Origin of the sequence: Vibrio gangliei, assembly GCF_026001925.1 — a bacterium.
Classification (GTDB): Bacteria; Pseudomonadota; Gammaproteobacteria; order Enterobacterales; family Vibrionaceae; genus Vibrio; species Vibrio gangliei.
Window position 1 is genome coordinate 377,275 of sequence record NZ_AP021869.1, and the last position, 18,123, is coordinate 395,397.

Genomic DNA, 18,123 nt, shown 5'->3' on the forward strand with positions numbered 1-18,123 from the left:
TGAAGTGGAAGTTACTATTTAAAGGCCCCACGGGGCCTTTTTTATTGATCGTCGCTTTTGAGTAAGGCGCAAATTGTTGAGATATAAGATGAATGAATTAATTATTGCATTGGGGTTGTTGCTGATCTTTGAAGGCATTGGGCCAGCTTTATTTCCAAAAGCATGGCGAGAAATGATCAGCCAAATTGCTCAACAACCTGAAAATCAGCTGAAAAAAATCGGTACGGGTTTGATTTTGGTCGGCGCTGTTATTGTTTTATGGATGCATTACTGATTTCCTAACATCTTGTGTCATTTGTGATTTTTATCCAGTAACGAAATTTGCATAAAAAATCATCGAAAAAAGGACTGCAAGAACCTATGTGGGTGTGCTAGAATCCTTTTTTAACTAGCAGGCAGACTTGTAAAAATGGGAAATAACGTAGTCGTTCTGGGCACCCAATGGGGTGACGAAGGTAAAGGTAAAATTGTTGACCTTTTAACTGAAGATGCAAAATATGTGGTTCGCTACCAAGGCGGTCATAACGCAGGCCACACTCTCGTCATTGACGGTGAAAAAACCGTACTTCACTTAATTCCATCAGGTATCTTACGCGACAATGTAAAATGCATTATCGGTAACGGCGTAGTGCTTTCACCTGACGCTTTATTAAATGAAATGAAACCGCTTGAAGAGCGTGGTATTCCAGTTCGCGAACGCCTATACATTTCTGAAGCTTGTCCTCTAATTCTTCCTTATCATATTGCTTTAGATCAGGCTCGTGAGCTTGCTCGTGGTAAAAAAGCAATTGGTACAACTGGCCGTGGTATCGGTCCAGCATACGAAGATAAAGTATCTCGTCGTGGCCTACGTGTTGGCGACTTATTCGATATGGAATCTTTTGCTGAGAAGCTTAAAGAAGTGATGGAATTCCACAACTTCCAACTTGTGAACTTCTACAAAGCTGAAGCAGTAAGCTACGAAGAAGTGCTAGAGCAAGCAAAAGGTTACGCAGACCTACTGACTTCTCTTGTTATTGATGTAACGGATGAGCTAGACGCTGCTCGTAAACGTGGTGATAAAATCATGTTTGAAGGCGCGCAAGGTACGCTTCTTGACATCGACCATGGTACTTACCCATATGTAACCTCTTCTAACACAACCGCTGGTGGTGTTGCGGCAGGTTCTGGTTTTGGCCCTCGTCATATTGGTTACATTCTAGGTATCGCTAAAGCGTACTGTACTCGTGTAGGTTCTGGTCCATTCCCAACGGAATTATACGACGGCTTAGACAAACAAGATCCAGTCGGTAAACACCTAGGTACTGTTGGCCACGAGTTTGGCGCAACAACTGGTCGTTTACGTCGTACCGGTTGGTTTGATGCGGTAGCAATGCGTCGCGCAATCCAAATTAACTCAATTTCTGGTTTCTGCTTAACTAAGCTTGATGTACTTGATGGCTTAGAAGAAATTAAGATTTGTACTGGCTACCAAATGGAAGATGGCAGCGTTGCTGAAGTCTCTCCAATGGCTGCTGATGCATTCGAAAAAGCTACACCAATTTATGAAACCATGCCTGGTTGGTCTGAAAATACTTTCGGTGCTAAATCAATCGATGCGCTTCCACAAGCCGCACTTGATTACATCAAACGTATTGAAGAGCTGACTGGTGTGCCAGTTGATATTATTTCAACCGGTCCTGATCGTAACGAGACTATCATCAAGGTTCATCCATTTAACGCTTAATGGTGAATATTGTTAAAGCTCTTACTAAAAAGCCGACGTAATGTCGGCTTTTTTCATGCTTGTAAGCGAGTGATGATACTAAAGCACTTTATGAGGACCAAAACATTCATAGTGAATATTGGCTTCAGGAACATGTTTGTCAATTAACTGTGAAGCGACAAATTGCATGAACTCGATAGGACCACACAAGTAGAAATCCGTTGCTATCCAATCAATTGAATTCACATCATTTAAATTCATAAAGCCGTGTTTATCTTTGTACCAAGTTTGTTGAGTTAAGTTCTCTTGCTGTTCTGCATAATCAGAAATAATTTGAGAGAAAGCGTGACGTTCAACATTATCGGCAGCATGTAGCCAATGAATATTGGCACTGTGCGTCTCTTTGATACTTTCTAAGATAGCTAGCATTGGAGTTAAGCCTACACCTGCAGAAATTAAAGCAACGGGTTTGTTATTCTCAGTGTTAAAGAAAAAATCACCAGCCGGGACTGCTAGTTGGACCGTATCACCGACTTGTATTTCATTGTGTAGATGATTGGATGCAATGCCATTATCTTCACGTTTGACAGAGATGCGATAAGTTTTTCCATTAGGTGCATCCGATAAGCTATATTGTCTGATTTCTTGGTTTTCAAGTTTGTCTGAGTTGAGGTAAATACCTAAGTACTGTCCAGGTTTGTAACTGACCACCGCTTTCTTATCAATTGGTTCAAAAATAAAGCTAGTAATAACGCTACTTTCAACTGTTTTTTCGATTACTTTGAACTCACGAGTTCCTCGCCAGCCACCTTGCTGCTGTTCATTCGCTTGATAAATTTCTTCTTCACGATTAATAAATACTTGTGCCAACAAGCCGTATGCTTCAGCCCAAGCATCTAAAACTTCTTGCCCTGGGCTCATGAGCTCATCAATGGTCGCTAAAAGATGTGTACCTACGATTTGATATTGTTCTGCAGTGATATTGAAGCTTGTGTGCTTATGAGCAATTTTTTCAACTACAGGCAATAAAACTTCAATGTTATCTATGTTGGCAGCGTAACCATAAACGGCGTTAAATAAAGCTTCACGTTGACGACCTGTATTTTGATGCGTCAAATTAAAGATATCTTTTAGTTCAGGATGGTGATTAAACATCCTATTGTAGAAATGGGCGGTTAGTGTTGGGCCTGCTTGAGCAATCAAAGGAGCAGTGGATTTGACGATTTCAATAGTATTTTGGCTTAACATGTTCACACCCTTTATAAGTTGTATTTAATATGCATCTTTTAAAGTGGTATTATAAATGTATCTTTTAAGCAGTCAACTATTTATACTTTTTAACTAGGCCATAAAATTTTGGAGATAACATGCAGCTAACATCTTTTACTGATTACGGTTTAAGATCATTATTCTTTTTAGCCGCTTTGCCTAATGGTGAATTAAGTAGTATCAGAGTTGTTAGTGAGCGATTTAATGTTCCTAAAAACCATCTTATTAAAGTCATTAATAAATTATCTCAACTTGGTTACATTAAAGCGATAAGAGGTAAAAATGGTGGGATTTGCCTTGGTAAAGCAGCAAAAGACATTATATTAGGTGAAGTTATTCGGGACTTAGAGCCTCTTGTGCTTATCGATTGCTCTGAGAAATCTTGCCATATAACCTCTGCTTGTCGTTTAAAAAAGGCCTTAGCTATTGCCAAGGAAGCCTTTTTATCGGAACTAGATAAATATAGCGTCGCAGATATGTTAGAAAGTAATGACGAACTTATTATGCTGCTACGCCCGGACTAATTTTCACAAATTCAAAGCATTTCTGTAGCTTAGTCTTAGTCTCGGATATACTGAAGGCTACACTTTGCTCACATAAGCAGGTACGCCATGTCTGAACATCATCACATTGATCCTTTCGCCGCTCGCGAATCTGAAAAATATGATAACCCTATTCCAAGCCGTGAATTTATTCTCGATTTTCTAAAACAAGCCAATGTGCCGATGAATCGTAATGATTTGTTTGAAGCACTTCACCTTAAAGGCGAGGAAGAATATGAAGGCTTACGTCGCCGACTTCGTGCGATGGAGCGAGATGGCGAGTTGGTCTTTACTCGTCGTCAATGTTACGCGTTGCCAGAGAAGATCGATTTGATTAAAGGCACAGTGATTGGGCACCGTGATGGCTTTGGCTGGGTACGCCCAGAAGGCAGTGCCGGCAAAGATAATGATGTGTTATTGCCACACCATCAAATGCGCACCGTCATCCATGGTGATTATGTACTGGTTCAACCAAACGGTACCGATAAGCGTGGCCGCAAAGAAGGGCGCTTGGTGCGTATTTTGGAAGCGCGCAAAACCAATTTAGTCGGTCGCTTTTTCTTAGAAGATGGCCATGCATTTGTGGTGCCGGATGATTCACGCATCAGCCAAGATATTTTGATCCCAGATGAATTTCGCGCGGGTGCTCGTATGGGCAACGTAGTTGTGGTGGAGTTGACCGCTCGTGCAACGCGTTCTCGCGGCATGATGGGTAAGATTGTTGAAGTACTGGGTGAAAATATGGCACCGGGTATGGAAATTAAGATCGCGATTCATACCCATCAAATCCCGGATGAATGGCCAGAGGCGGTTGAAAAGCAAGTGGCCCATCTCAGTGAGGAAGTACCAGAAGAAGCCAAAGAAGGCCGCGTTGATTTGCGCGACTTGCCTTTAGTCACGATTGATGGTGAAGATGCTCGTGATTTTGATGATGCTGTGTATTGCCAAGCGAAAAAAGGTGGTGGTTGGCGTTTATGGGTCGCGATTGCTGATGTGAGCTATTACGTTCGACCAAATAGCGCTTTAGATAAAGAAGCGATTAACCGCGGAAACTCAGTCTACTTCCCATCGCAAGTGGTGCCTATGCTGCCGGAAGTGCTGTCAAACGGTTTGTGTTCGCTCAACCCGCAAGTTGATCGCCTGTGTATGGTATGTGAAATGACCATCTCTGCCAGCGGTAAGCTTTCGGGCTATAAGCACTATGAAGCGGTGATGAATTCCCATGCGCGTTTAACTTACAACAAAGTCGCTGCCATTCTTGAAGGTGATGAAGAACTGCGTGAGCGTTACCATGCGTTAGTGCCAGATTTGGAAGAATTGCACAACATGTACAACGTGCTCAAAGTAGCGCGAGAGCAGCGCGGGGCAATTGAGTTTGAAACCGTTGAAACGAAATTCATCTTTAATGAATTCCGTAAAATCGATCGCATTGAGCCCGTCATTCGTAATGATGCGCATAAGATCATCGAAGAATGTATGATCCTAGCTAACATTGCTTCTGCTTCTTTAGTGGAAAAAGCCAAAGAAGCGGCGTTATATCGAATTCATGAAACTCCGGGAGAAGAACGCTTAACAGGCTTTAAAGATTTCTTAGCGGAGTTAGGTTTGAGCCTAAATGGTGGTCTTGAGCCGTCTCCTACAGACTATGCGCAATTAATGCATCAAATTGGTGAGCGTCCTGATAAAGAGTTAATTCAGACCATGCTGTTGCGTTCGATGAAACAAGCAATTTATAGCCCAGATAATGCCGGTCACTTTGGTTTGGCATTAAAACGCTATGCTCACTTTACGTCGCCGATTCGTCGTTATCCTGATTTATTACTGCACCGTGCGATTAAGTATTTGATTGCAAAGCAAAACGGTGTCAATACCGATCGTTGGACTCCAACCGGTGGTTACCATTATTCATTTGATGATATGGATTACTACGGTGAGCAGTGTTCGATGACCGAACGTCGTGCCGATGATGCGACGCGTGATGTGTCTGATTGGCTCAAATGTGAATACATGCAAGATCATGTCGGAGAAGAAATGGAAGGGGTGATTGCTAACGTCACCGGTTTTGGTTTCTTTGTTCGCTTGAGTGAATTGCATATCGACGGATTAGTCCATATTTCATCGCTTGCCAATGATTATTATCAGTTCGATCCTATTGGACAGCGTCTGGTTGGTGAGAGCTCTGGTTTGATTTATCGTCTAGGCGACACAGTCTCGGTTAAAGTGCTGGCGGTGAATCTTGATGAACGTCAAATCGATTTTGAAGTGGTCGGCACTACTCGCCAACCGAGAGGCAAAGGTAAAACCGCTAAGAAGCGTGCTGCCAATGCAGACAAAAAAGCCGCAACCAAGAAAAAACAAGCGGTCAAAGCCAATAAGCCGGGTCAGAAAGCTAAGCCATTGGTTGAACCCACTAAACGCCCTGATGGTAGTAATGAGTCGGGCAAAGGCAAGAAGAAACGCACTAAATCAAAGTCGAGTGCTGCAGGAAAGCCAGGAACAAAGCCGAAGCGCAGTAAACCTTCGGCCAAAAAACGTGCAAAAGCGAAACAAGTAAAATGACTGATATAGAGCATGCGCTCGCAAGGTCAGTCTTTCAAAGTAAGTCTCTAAGGTAAACAATGAGTAACGAATTTATTTTTGGCATTCATGCCATCAACGCCGTATTAGATAAAGATCCGGCACGTATTGTTGAAGCGTTTGTTCTAAACGGTCGTCAAGATGATCGCTTAATGCCAGTATTACAACAACTGCAGCAATATGGCGTATCAATTCAGCAAATGAACCGTAAAACATTAGATGCGAAAGCGAATGGAGCTAACCACCAAGGGATCATTGCTAAAGTAAAACCCGCTAAAGCACTGAATGAGCATGATCTCGATAGCATTATCGCGCAGTGTGAAGCGAAAGGTCAGCAACCGCTTTTATTGGTGTTGGATGGCGTAACTGATCCACATAACTTAGGCGCTTGTTTGCGTAATGCTGATGCGGCCGGTGTGGCGGCGGTAATTGTGCCGAAAGATAAATCTGCCCCATTAACCGGAACCGTAAGTAAAGTAGCCTGTGGTGCTGCAGAAACAGTCCCGTTTGTTCGTGTTACTAACTTGGCTCGTACCATGCGTGCGCTACAAGAAAAAGGTATTTGGTTTGTCGGCACGGCAGGTGAAGCCACTCACGATATTTACCAAGCGAAATTAACGGGCCCACTGGCGATTGTCATGGGGGCAGAAGGCGATGGCATGCGTCGTTTAACCCGTGAAACCTGTGATGATTTAATCAAGATCCCAATGGCGGGCAGTGTGTCGAGCTTAAACGTTTCAGTGGCATCTGGGATTTGTTTGTTTGAAGCGGTGCGTCAGCGTTTAGGCTAAAGCTAGAAGCGAGATACGGGGACGCTGCGCTCGATATCCGAAAAGCGATATCGTTTATCGGTATTCGAGCGCGTTGTTTCTCGTGGCTCGGAGCGAACTCGCACCCCGTAACCGCTTTTGCTATTACCCGCAACTCGAAGCGAAGCGCACTCGGCTCTCGAAACAATCTTTTGCTCTTCCTCGCAGTAATCTTTTTGCTTGCCTATTTTATCGACGTCTTATACAATCCGCCCCCTGTGAAATCTCGGCCTTTTATATTTTCGTTCCTTGCTTCCTCCGGATGGCCGAGCCAATGTGGAAGCTAATAATCCGTAAGGAGCAACCGATGCGTCATTACGAAATCGTATTCATGGTGCACCCTGATCAAAGCGAGCAAGTTGCTGGCATGATCGAGCGTTACACTAACACTATCACTGAAGCTGGCGGTACTATCCACCGTTTAGAAGATTGGGGCCGTCGTCAAATGGCTTACCCAATCAACAAATTGCACAAAGCACACTACGTTCTAATGAACGTTGAGTCTGAGCAAGCTGTGATTGATGAGTTAGAAACTGCTTTCCGTTTCAACGATGCAGTTCTACGTAACATGATCATGCGCACTAAATCTGCAGTGACTGAACAATCTATCATGATGAAAGCACGTGAAGAGCGCGCACCTCGTCGTGAAGAGCGTTCTGAAGCTAAGTCAGAAGAAGCAGCAGCTGAGTAATTAATTGATGACCAATCGATTGGAGTTAAGCGGCACTGTCGTCAAAGCTCCGGTTAGAAGCCTAAGTCCTGCGGGCATTGCCCATTGCCATTTTAGTATTGAGCACCGTTCGACAGTACAAGAAGCGAGTTTACCGAGACAAGTTTATTGTCGCATGCAGGTGGTCGTGAGTGGGCAAGGGTCACAACATATCACTCAACATTTAGTTTTAGGCAGTCAAATTAAGGCAAGCGGTTTTGTCGCTTACCATACCGGCCGAAATGGTTTAGGAAAATTAGTTTTGCATGCCGACAACATTACTCAAATTTAAGATCAGGAGATAGCCCATGGCTCGTTTCTTCCGTCGTCGTAAATTCTGCCGTTTCACTGCAGAAGGCGTACAAGAGATTGATTACAAAGATGTAGCAACTCTTAAAAATTACATCACTGAAGCTGGTAAAATTGTACCTAGCCGTATCACTGGCACAAGTGCTAAATATCAGCGTCAACTAGCTCGCGCTATCAAGCGTTCTCGCTACCTAGCACTTCTTCCATACACTGACAAACATCAGTAATTGGCAGCAGTTTAATTAAGTTTAAGAGGACTAAGATAATGCAAGTTATTCTACTTGATAAAATCGGTAACCTAGGCAACCTTGGCGACCAAGTTAACGTTAAATCTGGCTACGCTCGTAACTTCCTTATCCCACAAGGTAAAGCAGTTATGGCTACTAAAGCTAACGTTGAAGTTTTCGAAGCACGTCGCGCTGAACTAGAAGCTAAAGTTGCTGAGCAACTAGCTGCTGCACAAGCTCGTGCTGAGAAAGTTAACGCACTAGAAGCAGTTGTAATCGCTTCTAAAGCGGGTGACGAAGGTAAACTATTTGGTTCTATCGGTACTCGTGATATCGCTGATGCAGTTACTGCAGCAGGCGTTGAAATTGCTAAGAGCGAAGTTCGTCTTCCTGAAGGCGCTCTACGTACAACTGGCGAGTTTGAAATCAGCATCCAACTTCACTCTGAAGTATTCGCTGAAGTTAAACTTCAAGTTGTTGCTGCTGACTAATCATCAGCATCAAAGCACAATAAAAAAGCCGACCTCGTGTCGGTTTTTTTATATCTGAATAATGGAAAATGCTAGACGTGATAGCGGGAAGTATCACGTTGATTTTAAGGAAGTTAGGCACCGAAAAGTGCGCTGTTTTCGGTATTGAGTGACTTTTAGTTATTCACAGCTGAAGCTATTTAGGCGAGTACAAAATATTGATGGTAATGGTGCTGTCTGTTTTGCTTAAGTTGTTAGGCACGCGGCTTAAATGTTGACGTGACTGCGCGATCTTAAGCGCCACATCTTCAGTGATGTTATTGATAATGCTAATTTCGGTGTCAATACGTGTATTACTTGAACCACTCACCACCGTGCCATCGAAGTTAAATGATGTGCTATCAAACGGTTTCCATTTTGCGGTTAAATTGGCTCGAATGATCGGCTCATCGACATTTTCCGGGAAGATCGGATCGTCATCATCGATTTCATCTGTGTTCGGTTCTTGATAGCGGTAACCTGGACCGAGCTCGGTTTCTATCGTGAGAGTATCTGTGTTGGTCACCTGATAACCTAAACCAGTAGAGAAGGTGTAATCATGAAAATAAGAACTGTATTTAGAGTCTATTCCTTTGAAACTACCGTAAATATACATCTTAGGGCTGATCTTATAGTCACTTTGTAGTTGATAGCTTTGCTTTCTATCGTCTTCTTCACCGTCTTCATTTTTCATGTAAATTTTCACTTCACCGCTGTTTCTTAAGCGGCCAGAAATATAATCCAGTGCTAAGCGAGCATTTAAAGAACGCTCGTCTTCATTACCTTGTTCTGAACGATAACCAAATTCAATTTCAGGTAACCAGCTTGATGTGCTTGGTGGCTCACTGTCTTCTTCCACCTTTATTTTTTTTGGTTCAACTGGCTCATCATTTTTCTCGTTACCATCTTCATCCTCTTCTAAAAGCTCGGCGATTAACTCTTCATCCACACCGTCTTCATCAACATTCGATTTATTTTCTGGTGTCGCTTCGCTTTTCGTTGTGTTTTGATTTTCAGAGGTTTCAGAGGTTTCAGAGGTTTCAGTAGTTGGCGCTGAAGTGTCGCTATTATTGTCAGTGGCAGGTTGTTCAAAATATAAAGCGTTATCATCTGAGGTTTCAGGTGCGTCAGAGCTTTCCGTCTGAGTATCGTCAGACAGATTATTATCAGTTTGCGTATCATCCTTGGTTGTAGCGGCCGCACTTTCAGCTTGTGAGTTATCAGTATCCTCACTGGATACCGTTGTTTCACTGTAAGTTTGCTGGCTTAACAATAAAAACAAGAGCGGCAATAGGCGTTTTTGCACTAAGAATAATACCTCAATAAAATCACTGCGAGTGATGATAACGTATGTATAAAAATTGCCGTCATCATACCGTTAATTTTTTTCTAATTCGATAGTGTTAGAGTAAATCAGAACATTTCGAATACCTTGAAGTTAGCGCAATAGACGAGATTCATGGCTATCATATTGAAGAAGCTTGGGTATAATGATGAGCTCAAATTTTCAAGTAAGTGGTTCCTATGGCAGATAATATCCCCCGAAAAAAATCAGATGCACAAGTCGATGCCCTAAAAGTCCCACCTCATTCCCTTGAAGCCGAACAGTCGGTTTTAGGTGGTTTATTACTTGATAATGAACGTTGGGATTCAATTGCGGGTAAAGTGGTCGAAAAAGACTTTTATAGCCGACCTCATCGTCTGATTTATGCGGCAATCAAATCCATTTTAGAAAACAGTCAGCCACTGGATTTAATTACCCTTTCTGAGTATTTAGAACAGCGTGAAGAGCTGGAATCTGTTGGTGGTTTTGCTTATTTAGCTGACTTGGCCAAAAACACTCCAAGTGCAGCCAACATCAACGCTTATGCTGATATTGTCAGTGAACGTGCGCTGGTGCGCAACCTGATAGGAGTGGCAAATGAAATTGCCGATGCGGGTTATGATCCACAAGGTCGCAGTTCAGCCGATTTGCTTGATATGGCTGAGAGTAAAGTGTTTGCGATTGCCGAAGAACGCACGACCGAAAATGAAGGCCCACAGAGCGTTGATAACATTTTAGAAAAAACCTTAGAGCGCATCGAAGAGCTTTATAAAACGCCACAAGATGGTGTGACTGGTGTATCAACTGGCTTCACTGACTTGAATAAGAAGACTGCTGGTCTACAAGGTTCAGATTTGATTATTGTCGCGGCTCGTCCATCGATGGGTAAAACCACGTTTGCCATGAACTTGTGTGAAAACGCCGCGATGGATCAAGATAAACCGGTACTGATCTTCTCGCTAGAGATGCCAGCAGAACAAATCATGATGCGTATGCTGGCTTCTCTTTCTCGAGTTGACCAAACCAAGATCCGTACTGGTCAGTTGGATGATGAAGATTGGGCTCGTATTTCATCGACCATGGGTATTCTGATGCAAAAGAAGAATATGTATATCGATGACAGCTCAGGCTTAACCCCAACCGAATTACGCTCTCGTGCCCGTCGAATTGCGCGTGAAACCGGCGGGTTATCCATGATCATGGTCGACTACTTGCAGTTAATGCGAGTGCCGGGTCTACAAGATAACCGTACGTTAGAAATCTCTGAAATTTCTCGATCATTAAAAGCATTGGCGAAAGAGCTGAATGTGCCGGTGGTTGCACTTTCTCAGCTTAACCGTTCATTGGAGCAACGTGCCGATAAGCGTCCTATTAACTCGGACTTGCGCGAATCGGGGGCGATCGAGCAGGATGCCGACTTAATCATGTTTATTTATCGTGATGAAGTGTATCACCCAGACAGCGCCCTCAAAGGCATTGCCGAAATCATTATAGGTAAGCAACGTAATGGCCCGATTGGTTCGGTTCGTTTGACTTTCCAAGGGCAGTTCTCTCGCTTTGATAATTACGCAGGCCCGGCGTTTGATGATGAATAAATAACCTGAAAAGTAGGCTGTCATATGGCCTACTTTTTCTGTCTCTGGCTTATATTTTTTACTTAGGATATATCGATGAAGCCCACTTTGGCTGCTACAGCTTGCGTTAACTTAGCTGCTTTGCGTCACAACCTTGCTCAAATCAAACAAACTGCGGCCAAAAGTAAAATTACTACCATAGTGAAAGCCAACGGTTACGGTCATGGGGCTGTACCGGTTGCGCTAGCGCTCGAAAGTGAGTCAGACAGTTTTGGGGTGGCCCGCTTAGAAGAGGCATTAGAACTACGCAGTGCCGGGATCAGTAAGCCGATTTTATTACTAGAAGGCTTTTATGCCGATTCAGACTTGCCGATTTTACAAGCCAATAATTTGCACACCGCTGTACATTGTTTGGAGCAACTAGAAGCCCTTGAGCAAGCCCAATTATCTTCTCCAATAAAAGTCTGGGTAAAAATTGATACAGGCATGCATCGTTTAGGGGTTCGTCCTGAGCAAATACCAGAGTTTATTTCTCGACTTCATGCCTGCCCCAATGTCGAAAAGCCGCTACGCTTTATTAGTCATTTTGGGTGTGCCGATGAACTGGAAAATCCGATCACGATGCAGCAAATCAGTGTGTTTACAGAACTGGCTGAATCGGGATGTGAGCGCTCTATTGCTGCCTCATCGGGCATTCTAGCTTGGCCTGATAGTCATTTAGAGTGGGTTCGTCCGGGGATCATCTTATATGGCGTGTCTCCATTTTCAGATAAGACCGCGCAATCCATGGGCTATCAACCAGTGATGACGCTGAAATCGCAGCTTATTGCAGTGCGAGAAGTGAAAGCGGGCGAAAGTGTCGGTTATGGTGCGACGTGGACTGCGAAGCAAGATACTAAAATTGGTGTGATTGCGATGGGCTATGGCGATGGCTATCCACGTACCGCGCCAAATGGCACGCCGGTTATCATCAATGGACGTCGGGTTCCCCTTGCAGGCCGTGTTTCAATGGACATGCTGACGGTTGATTTAGGAGCCAATAGCCAAGATAAGGTGGGAGATAAAGCCATTTTGTGGGGAGAGGGATTACCCGCAGAAGAAGTGGCTCAGCACATTGGTACTATTGCGTATGAGCTGGTCACTAAGTTGACTGGCCGTGTTGAGATGGTTTATCTCAATGAGCAAGTTTAATTCATAGCAAAGAGAGCCCTATTAATGCTGGGACGTTTTACTCCACGACTGATCTTGAATGCATGCTTGGGGCTGCTTGGTTTGTATACCACTCAGGTGTTCTCTGAACCAGATATTAAATTGCCTCAGCCCACTCAAGAAGCGCGCGTTACTGATACAAGCTCATCGGATAAAGGAGCTATGTCGGATAAAGGAGCTACGGATGAGGAAAATACCAATAACACGAAAGATGAACAAATTGACTCTTGGTATTCCGATTTTAAAGTGGTGCCCTTTGGCTTTGTGTCCGATTCTATCGGCAACTCTATCGGTGCAGCAGGATTGTTAAAAGGGGCGGGCCAACCACAGGCGGCTTTGTTAGGTACTGGTTTTGTGTCGGATAAAGGCAGTTATGTGAGCTATTTGGGAGGGTATAATTACCAACTCAGTGAACGCTGGTTGGTGGATGCGGACGCTTATCTTGCCCAATTTAAAGATTACAATTACTACCTAGGTGCCGCCACGAGCAATGATTCTGAGTTTGATGATTACATTGAAACCGATGGCCGTGAATCTCGTCTACAGGCCAAATTTCGTTATGTGCTTCCTCTTGGGTTAGGTAAAGAAAAAGCCGCTCAAGCCGGTTACGCTCCTCGTCGTGAAATCACAGGAATGACGCCATGGGACAGTGGCGTGACAACGCTAGGTATTACACCCTTTTATAAAACTCGTAAGCTGGACGATATCAGTGTCGATGAAGCGGAGTCGACCTGGGGCGCTATTTTCAGTTTAGATTGGGATAACCGAGACAGCACTCGCAATACCACCCGCGGTTCACATACTATTTTCAATTATACCTACGCGCCAGAGCTAGGAAATGACGAATCATGGAGTACGTGGGAGTTTCAGAATAGCCAGTACTTTGACATTGGTTCTTTAGGCAATCTTTTTAATAAACAAGTGATCGCGTTTGATTTTTATACTGCAGGGACACCAAGTTGGAATCAAGGTGACAATGGTGAGCATCGTCCGCCAGAATACGCAGGTGTTCGCTTAGGTGGCTTGTATCGCCAGCGTGGATTTTCTTCTGGTCGTTTCACAGGACAGGCTGCGATTAACTATAGTTTAGAGTACCGTGTGATGCCAGATTGGCAGCCATTGCAACATTGGCCCGTGTTCGATTGGTATAACGTGCCATGGTGGCAATGGGTGCTCTTTACCGATGTTGGTCGAGTCGCAGATGATTATGATTTGTCTGAGTTGCATGATGATATGCAAGTTAGTTATGGCGGTGCAGTACGTTTTCAGGTTGAGGGCGTGGTGGTACGTGCTGAAATGGCATGGGGTGATGAAGAAAGCCTATTTCGTGTAATGGTCAATCAGCCATTTTGATTCACCTCAGCTGTGGATAAGAGTGACTTCTAGTTATCCGCAGTTGAGGTTGATTAGGTATTTGATCACTTGTGACTTTTATTTAAACTGATATAACGCAATATAGATCACATAAATCATTGCCATAATTATCTTCACAACCAGTGATTGAAAAAATTTTTGAGTTTAGTCGAGTGTTCGACTGAGCTTGTTTTGTATCGGGGGCAGGCAATTAACCTTGAGTGGTTTTTGTTTGAGTCAATTTCATAGACATACCAGGAATGAATCATGTTGAAAAATATTAACCCAACAACAACGCCAGCATGGAAAGCGTTGACTGAGCATTTTGAATCAGCACAAGACATGGAAATGGCTGAGTTGTTCGCGCAAGATGCGGATCGTTTTAATCAATTTTCTGCTAAGTTCGGTTCAGATATCTTAGTCGACTACTCTAAGAACTTGTTGAACAAAGAAACATTGACCCATCTTTTCGCATTAGCTGAGCAAACTGAATTAAAATCTGCCATTCAAGCGATGTTTGCGGGTGACAAGATCAACCAAACAGAAGGCCGTGCGGTACTGCACACGGCACTTCGTAACCGCAGCAACACGCCAGTCATGGTTGATGGTGTTGATGTGATGCCTGGTGTTAACGCTGTTCTGGCTAAAATGGAAAGCTTCACCAACCGTATCGTATCGGGTGAGTGGAAAGGTTACACAGGTAAAGAAATCACGGATGTGGTGAACATTGGTATTGGTGGTTCTGACCTAGGTCCATTCATGGTGTCTGAAGCGTTAGCGGCTTACAAAACGCGTTTGAACATGCACTTTGTTTCTAACGTTGATGGTACTCATATTGCCGAAACCTTGAAGAACCTAAATCCAGAAACCACGTTATTCTTAGTGGCGTCTAAAACCTTCACCACGCAAGAGACTATGACCAACGCACACACAGCGCGTGATTGGTTCCTAGCAACGGCAAGCGACTCTGCACACGTGGCGAAACACTTTGCAGCGCTTTCAACCAATGCGAAATCGGTGTCTGAATTTGGCATTGATACTGACAACATGTTCGAATTCTGGGACTGGGTTGGCGGTCGTTACTCTCTATGGTCTGCCATCGGTCTTTCTATCTCTCTTGCGGTAGGTTTTGATAACTTTATTGAGTTATTGGAAGGTGCGCATGAGATGGACAAGCACTTCGCAAATACTGAATTTGAACACAACATTCCTGTTATCTTGGCGTTGATTGGTATTTGGTACAACAACTTCCACGGTGCGGAATCAGAAGCGATTCTACCGTATGATCAGTACTTACACCGTTTTGCTGCGTACTTCCAACAAGGCAACATGGAATCAAATGGTAAGTACGTTGATCGCAACGGTGAAGCGGTGGATTACCAAACAGGCCCAATCATTTGGGGTGAACCAGGTACGAATGGTCAGCATGCCTTCTATCAATTGATCCACCAAGGCACTAAGTTGATCCCTTGTGATTTCATTGCACCAGCAATCAGCCACAACCAAGTGGGCGATCATCATCAGAAATTGATGTCGAACTTCTTTGCTCAAACGGAAGCCTTAGCGTTTGGTAAATCAAAAGAGCAAGTTGAAGCTGAATTTGCTGCAGCCGGTAAAACCGCTGAAGAAGTAAAAGATCTTGTGAACTTCAAAGTGTTTGAAGGTAACCGCCCAACTAACTCAATCTTAGTGAAGCAAATTACGCCAAAAACACTCGGTAGCCTAATTGCAATGTACGAGCACAAAATCTTCGTACAAGGTGTGATTTGGAATATCTTTAGCTTTGACCAATGGGGCGTAGAGCTTGGTAAGCAACTGGCTAACCAAATTCTTCCTGAGCTTGCAGACAGCAAAGCGGTTGACTCACACGACAGTTCAACCAATGGCCTAATCAATGCGTTTAAAGCGTTTAAAGCCTAATCTTTATCATTGAGATAAAAACAAAAAGAGAAGCTAGCAAAATGTTAGCTTCTCTTTTTTATATCACAGTAATTGACGTCGCAGTCAGCAAAGCTGAAGCGTCAATTACGAAGGTAGAAGGTTATTTTTGCGCACGCTCGTACGATTCTAAGATCTCTTTACGTGCTGCTTCAACGTCTTCCCAACCGTCTACTTTTACCCATTTGCCCGCTTCAAGATCTTTGTAACGCTCGAAGAAATGCGTGATTTGCGATTTCAAAAGTTCAGGTACATCGTTGATGTCTTGGATATGATCGTATTCTTTTGATAGTTTGCTGTGCGGAACGGCGATCACTTTAGCATCTTCACCAGACTCATCCGTCATTTTTAATACGCCAACTGGGCGACAACGAATCACTGAACCAGGCATTAGCGGGAATGGTGTTGGTACTAATACGTCTACCGGATCACCATCTAGTGATAGTGTGTGGTTCACGTAACCATAGTTACATGGGTAGAACATAGGTGCAGACATAAAACGGTCCACAAATACTGCGCCGCTGTCTTTATCAACTTCGTATTTGATTGGATCCGCGTTAGCAGGGATTTCGATTACGACGTATAGGTCATCTGGTAGTGATTTACCAGCAGGAACATTGTTCAAGCTCATGAGGCTTCCTTTCTCGGTTTGAATTGAATAAAGGTTGAATTGAAATTAACCGCCTGATTATAACGTGACTTGTAAAGGGGTTGTAAAGGTTTTGAGCTAAATTAGCGACTAGAATAAAAAAACGATAACAAACAAACTTGTTATCGCTTTTATTAAATGGGCTTAACTGGTCAATTGACCCTCAAAGTATCGCTTAATTCTTCCTAATATGTCTCTAATCTTCAGGGTAAAGCGACAAAAAGCTTTCGACTTTATCAACCATAGTGGGTGAGCCGACGATGAAAGGCACACGTTGGTGCAGTTCCGTTGGTTTTAAATCCATTATACGATTCTTACCGTCAGTGGCTTTACCACCTGCTTGCTCCATCAAAAACGCCATTGGGTTGCATTCATACAATAAGCGCAGCTTACCGTTTGGATGACTCTGAGTGCTTGGGTATAGGTAGATACCGCCTTTGAGCAGATTGCGGTGGAAGTCTGCTACAAGTGAACCAATATAGCGGGAAGTATAAGGACGTTTTTCTTCTGGCACGTTCTCTTGGCAATATTTGATGTACTTTTTGATACCGGTTGGGAAGCGAATGTAGTTACCCTCGTTGATGGAATAAATCGTACCGGTTTCAGGAATGGTCATGTTCTCATGGGATAAACAAAAGACGCCCAGTGATGGATCATAAGTGAAGCCATGAACACCGTTACCTGTGGTGTACACCAACATAGTCGATGAGCCGTAAATGATGTAACCAGCGGCCACTTGCTTATGACCCGGTTGTAAGAAATCTTCTTCGGTTGGCGCACTGCCAATTGGTGAAACACGGCGATAAATCGAGAAGATGGTACCAACAGACACATTCACATCGATATTGGATGAACCATCGAGTGGATCCATTAACACCACGTATTTGGCGTTCTTATTGAGATCTTTATTAAACGCGACCGCTTCATCTTCTTCTTCACTGGCTACGCCACACACTTGATCGCGCGCTTCCAATGCGGCTTTGAATTTTTCGTTGGCATAGAGATCGAGTTTTTGTTGTTCCTCACCTTGCACATTTTCAGCCCCAACGGAGCCAGTGATATCCACTAAACCAGCTTTATTAATCTCACGGTTAACAATTTTGGCGGCTAATTTGATGGAACCCAGTAATGAAGACAAATCACCACTGGCGTGCGGGAAATGGTGCTGATTTTCAACAATAAACTCACCAAGAGTGCGCATGTTCGACATGATTATTCCTTTTAAAAGTGTCGTTAGGCAGAGCAAAGCTAAATAGTGCCTTTTCAATCAAGGCGTAGGTGATTGTAAAGTGACAAACTTTTTAATGGTAATGAAGTAACTTGTGAAATTTCACAAATGTGACTTTCATTTATTTGAAGTTTTATTGATTCGAAGCGAGTAGGCAGGGGGCATTACATTGTTGTGATGAGGTAAAACTTA

General features: G+C 43.6%; 17 protein-coding genes. 13 read left to right on the top strand and 4 right to left on the bottom strand.

The window, feature by feature from the left end:
* Positions 1-88 precede the first annotated feature (88 nt).
* Complete coding sequence (locus Vgang_RS01745; protein WP_105902309.1) at positions 89-274, top strand: DUF2065 domain-containing protein; 186 nt, start codon at positions 89-91, stop codon at positions 272-274.
* Between the two features lie 135 nt (positions 275-409).
* Entirely contained in the window at positions 410-1,726 is a 1,317-nt protein-coding gene (locus tag Vgang_RS01750) for an adenylosuccinate synthase (RefSeq protein WP_105902308.1), read from the top strand.
* 78 nt (positions 1,727-1,804) lie between these two features.
* Here the strand turns inward: Vgang_RS01750 and hmpA are convergent, their stop codons facing one another.
* Positions 1,805-2,953, bottom strand: coding sequence for an NO-inducible flavohemoprotein (gene hmpA / locus Vgang_RS01755; RefSeq protein ID WP_105902307.1), 1,149 nt, complete (start codon positions 2,951-2,953; stop codon positions 1,805-1,807).
* Between the two features lie 119 nt (positions 2,954-3,072).
* Here hmpA and nsrR point away from each other — a divergent pair, with 119 nt between their 5' ends.
* The 7 genes from nsrR (at position 3,073) to rplI (ending at position 8,638) form a co-directional block, all read left to right on the top strand.
* Positions 3,073-3,498 carry a nitric oxide-sensing transcriptional repressor NsrR gene (gene nsrR, locus Vgang_RS01760; RefSeq protein WP_105902306.1) on the top strand — a complete coding sequence of 142 codons (426 nt, stop codon included), beginning with the start codon at positions 3,073-3,075 and terminating at the stop codon, positions 3,496-3,498.
* A gap of 87 nt (positions 3,499-3,585) precedes the next feature.
* Positions 3,586-6,075 (top strand): ribonuclease R, encoded by a 2,490-nt coding sequence (gene rnr / locus Vgang_RS01765; RefSeq protein ID WP_105902305.1) that lies wholly within the window; start codon positions 3,586-3,588, stop codon positions 6,073-6,075.
* 59 nt (positions 6,076-6,134) lie between these two features.
* Positions 6,135-6,884 carry a 23S rRNA (guanosine(2251)-2'-O)-methyltransferase RlmB gene (gene rlmB / locus Vgang_RS01770; RefSeq protein ID WP_105902304.1) on the top strand — a complete coding sequence of 250 codons (750 nt, stop codon included), beginning with the start codon at positions 6,135-6,137 and terminating at the stop codon, positions 6,882-6,884.
* A gap of 325 nt (positions 6,885-7,209) precedes the next feature.
* Positions 7,210-7,593 carry a 30S ribosomal protein S6 gene (gene rpsF / locus Vgang_RS01775; RefSeq protein ID WP_105902303.1) on the top strand — a complete coding sequence of 128 codons (384 nt, stop codon included), beginning with the start codon at positions 7,210-7,212 and terminating at the stop codon, positions 7,591-7,593.
* Between the two features lie 7 nt (positions 7,594-7,600).
* Positions 7,601-7,903: a primosomal replication protein N gene (gene priB, locus Vgang_RS01780; RefSeq protein WP_105902302.1), complete on the top strand. Its 303-nt coding sequence runs from the start codon at positions 7,601-7,603 to the stop codon at positions 7,901-7,903.
* A gap of 16 nt (positions 7,904-7,919) precedes the next feature.
* Positions 7,920-8,147, top strand: a complete 228-nt coding sequence (gene rpsR, locus Vgang_RS01785; protein WP_000090472.1) for a 30S ribosomal protein S18 — start codon at positions 7,920-7,922, stop codon at positions 8,145-8,147.
* A 38-nt stretch (positions 8,148-8,185) separates the two neighbouring features.
* Positions 8,186-8,638: a 50S ribosomal protein L9 gene (gene rplI / locus Vgang_RS01790; protein WP_105902301.1), complete on the top strand. Its 453-nt coding sequence runs from the start codon at positions 8,186-8,188 to the stop codon at positions 8,636-8,638.
* 175 nt (positions 8,639-8,813) lie between these two features.
* On the opposite strand, the gene Vgang_RS01795 is transcribed toward rplI, so the two are convergent.
* The gene (locus tag Vgang_RS01795) at positions 8,814-9,962 is read right to left on the bottom strand and encodes a DUF481 domain-containing protein (protein ID WP_245879925.1); all 1,149 of its coding nucleotides are present in this window, start codon (positions 9,960-9,962) and stop codon (positions 8,814-8,816) included.
* Positions 9,963-10,180: 218 nt separating this feature from the next.
* Between Vgang_RS01795 and Vgang_RS01800 the strand changes: the two genes are divergently transcribed.
* From Vgang_RS01800 to pgi, 4 genes are all read left to right on the top strand, one after another.
* Entirely contained in the window at positions 10,181-11,575 is a 1,395-nt protein-coding gene (locus Vgang_RS01800) for a replicative DNA helicase (RefSeq protein WP_105902300.1), read from the top strand.
* Between the two features lie 75 nt (positions 11,576-11,650).
* Positions 11,651-12,745 (top strand): alanine racemase, encoded by a 1,095-nt coding sequence (alr, locus tag Vgang_RS01805; protein WP_105902299.1) that lies wholly within the window; start codon positions 11,651-11,653, stop codon positions 12,743-12,745.
* A gap of 24 nt (positions 12,746-12,769) precedes the next feature.
* Positions 12,770-14,116 (top strand): BamA/TamA family outer membrane protein, encoded by a 1,347-nt coding sequence (locus Vgang_RS01810; protein WP_245879924.1) that lies wholly within the window; start codon positions 12,770-12,772, stop codon positions 14,114-14,116.
* A gap of 267 nt (positions 14,117-14,383) precedes the next feature.
* Complete coding sequence (gene pgi, locus Vgang_RS01815; RefSeq protein ID WP_105902298.1) at positions 14,384-16,036, top strand: glucose-6-phosphate isomerase; 1,653 nt, start codon at positions 14,384-14,386, stop codon at positions 16,034-16,036.
* Positions 16,037-16,157: 121 nt separating this feature from the next.
* On the opposite strand, the gene ppa is transcribed toward pgi, so the two are convergent.
* Entirely contained in the window at positions 16,158-16,685 is a 528-nt protein-coding gene (gene ppa, locus Vgang_RS01820) for an inorganic diphosphatase (protein WP_105902297.1), read from the bottom strand.
* Positions 16,686-16,899: 214 nt separating this feature from the next.
* The gene (gene fbp, locus Vgang_RS01825; protein WP_105902296.1) at positions 16,900-17,913 is read right to left on the bottom strand and encodes a class 1 fructose-bisphosphatase; all 1,014 of its coding nucleotides are present in this window, start codon (positions 17,911-17,913) and stop codon (positions 16,900-16,902) included.
* Positions 17,914-18,123: the final 210 nt, after the last annotated feature.

What these genes read in the sequence shown, in the direction of transcription:
- ppa (WP_105902297.1), bottom strand. Translation starts at nt 16,685, where the DNA reads ATGAGCTTGAACAATGTTCCTGCTGGTAAATCACTACCAGATGACCTA.
- rplI (WP_105902301.1), top strand. Translation starts at nt 8,186, where the DNA reads ATGCAAGTTATTCTACTTGATAAAATCGGTAACCTAGGCAACCTTGGC.
- hmpA (WP_105902307.1), bottom strand. Translation starts at nt 2,953, where the DNA reads ATGTTAAGCCAAAATACTATTGAAATCGTCAAATCCACTGCTCCTTTG.
- pgi (WP_105902298.1), top strand. Translation starts at nt 14,384, where the DNA reads ATGTTGAAAAATATTAACCCAACAACAACGCCAGCATGGAAAGCGTTG.
- Vgang_RS01745 (WP_105902309.1), top strand. Translation starts at nt 89, where the DNA reads ATGAATGAATTAATTATTGCATTGGGGTTGTTGCTGATCTTTGAAGGC.
- rlmB (WP_105902304.1), top strand. Translation starts at nt 6,135, where the DNA reads ATGAGTAACGAATTTATTTTTGGCATTCATGCCATCAACGCCGTATTA.
- alr (WP_105902299.1), top strand. Translation starts at nt 11,651, where the DNA reads ATGAAGCCCACTTTGGCTGCTACAGCTTGCGTTAACTTAGCTGCTTTG.
- rpsF (WP_105902303.1), top strand. Translation starts at nt 7,210, where the DNA reads ATGCGTCATTACGAAATCGTATTCATGGTGCACCCTGATCAAAGCGAG.
- Vgang_RS01800 (WP_105902300.1), top strand. Translation starts at nt 10,181, where the DNA reads ATGGCAGATAATATCCCCCGAAAAAAATCAGATGCACAAGTCGATGCC.
- rpsR (WP_000090472.1), top strand. Translation starts at nt 7,920, where the DNA reads ATGGCTCGTTTCTTCCGTCGTCGTAAATTCTGCCGTTTCACTGCAGAA.
- fbp (WP_105902296.1), bottom strand. Translation starts at nt 17,913, where the DNA reads ATGTCGAACATGCGCACTCTTGGTGAGTTTATTGTTGAAAATCAGCAC.
- rnr (WP_105902305.1), top strand. Translation starts at nt 3,586, where the DNA reads ATGTCTGAACATCATCACATTGATCCTTTCGCCGCTCGCGAATCTGAA.
- priB (WP_105902302.1), top strand. Translation starts at nt 7,601, where the DNA reads ATGACCAATCGATTGGAGTTAAGCGGCACTGTCGTCAAAGCTCCGGTT.
- nsrR (WP_105902306.1), top strand. Translation starts at nt 3,073, where the DNA reads ATGCAGCTAACATCTTTTACTGATTACGGTTTAAGATCATTATTCTTT.
- Vgang_RS01750 (WP_105902308.1), top strand. Translation starts at nt 410, where the DNA reads ATGGGAAATAACGTAGTCGTTCTGGGCACCCAATGGGGTGACGAAGGT.
- Vgang_RS01810 (WP_245879924.1), top strand. Translation starts at nt 12,770, where the DNA reads ATGCTGGGACGTTTTACTCCACGACTGATCTTGAATGCATGCTTGGGG.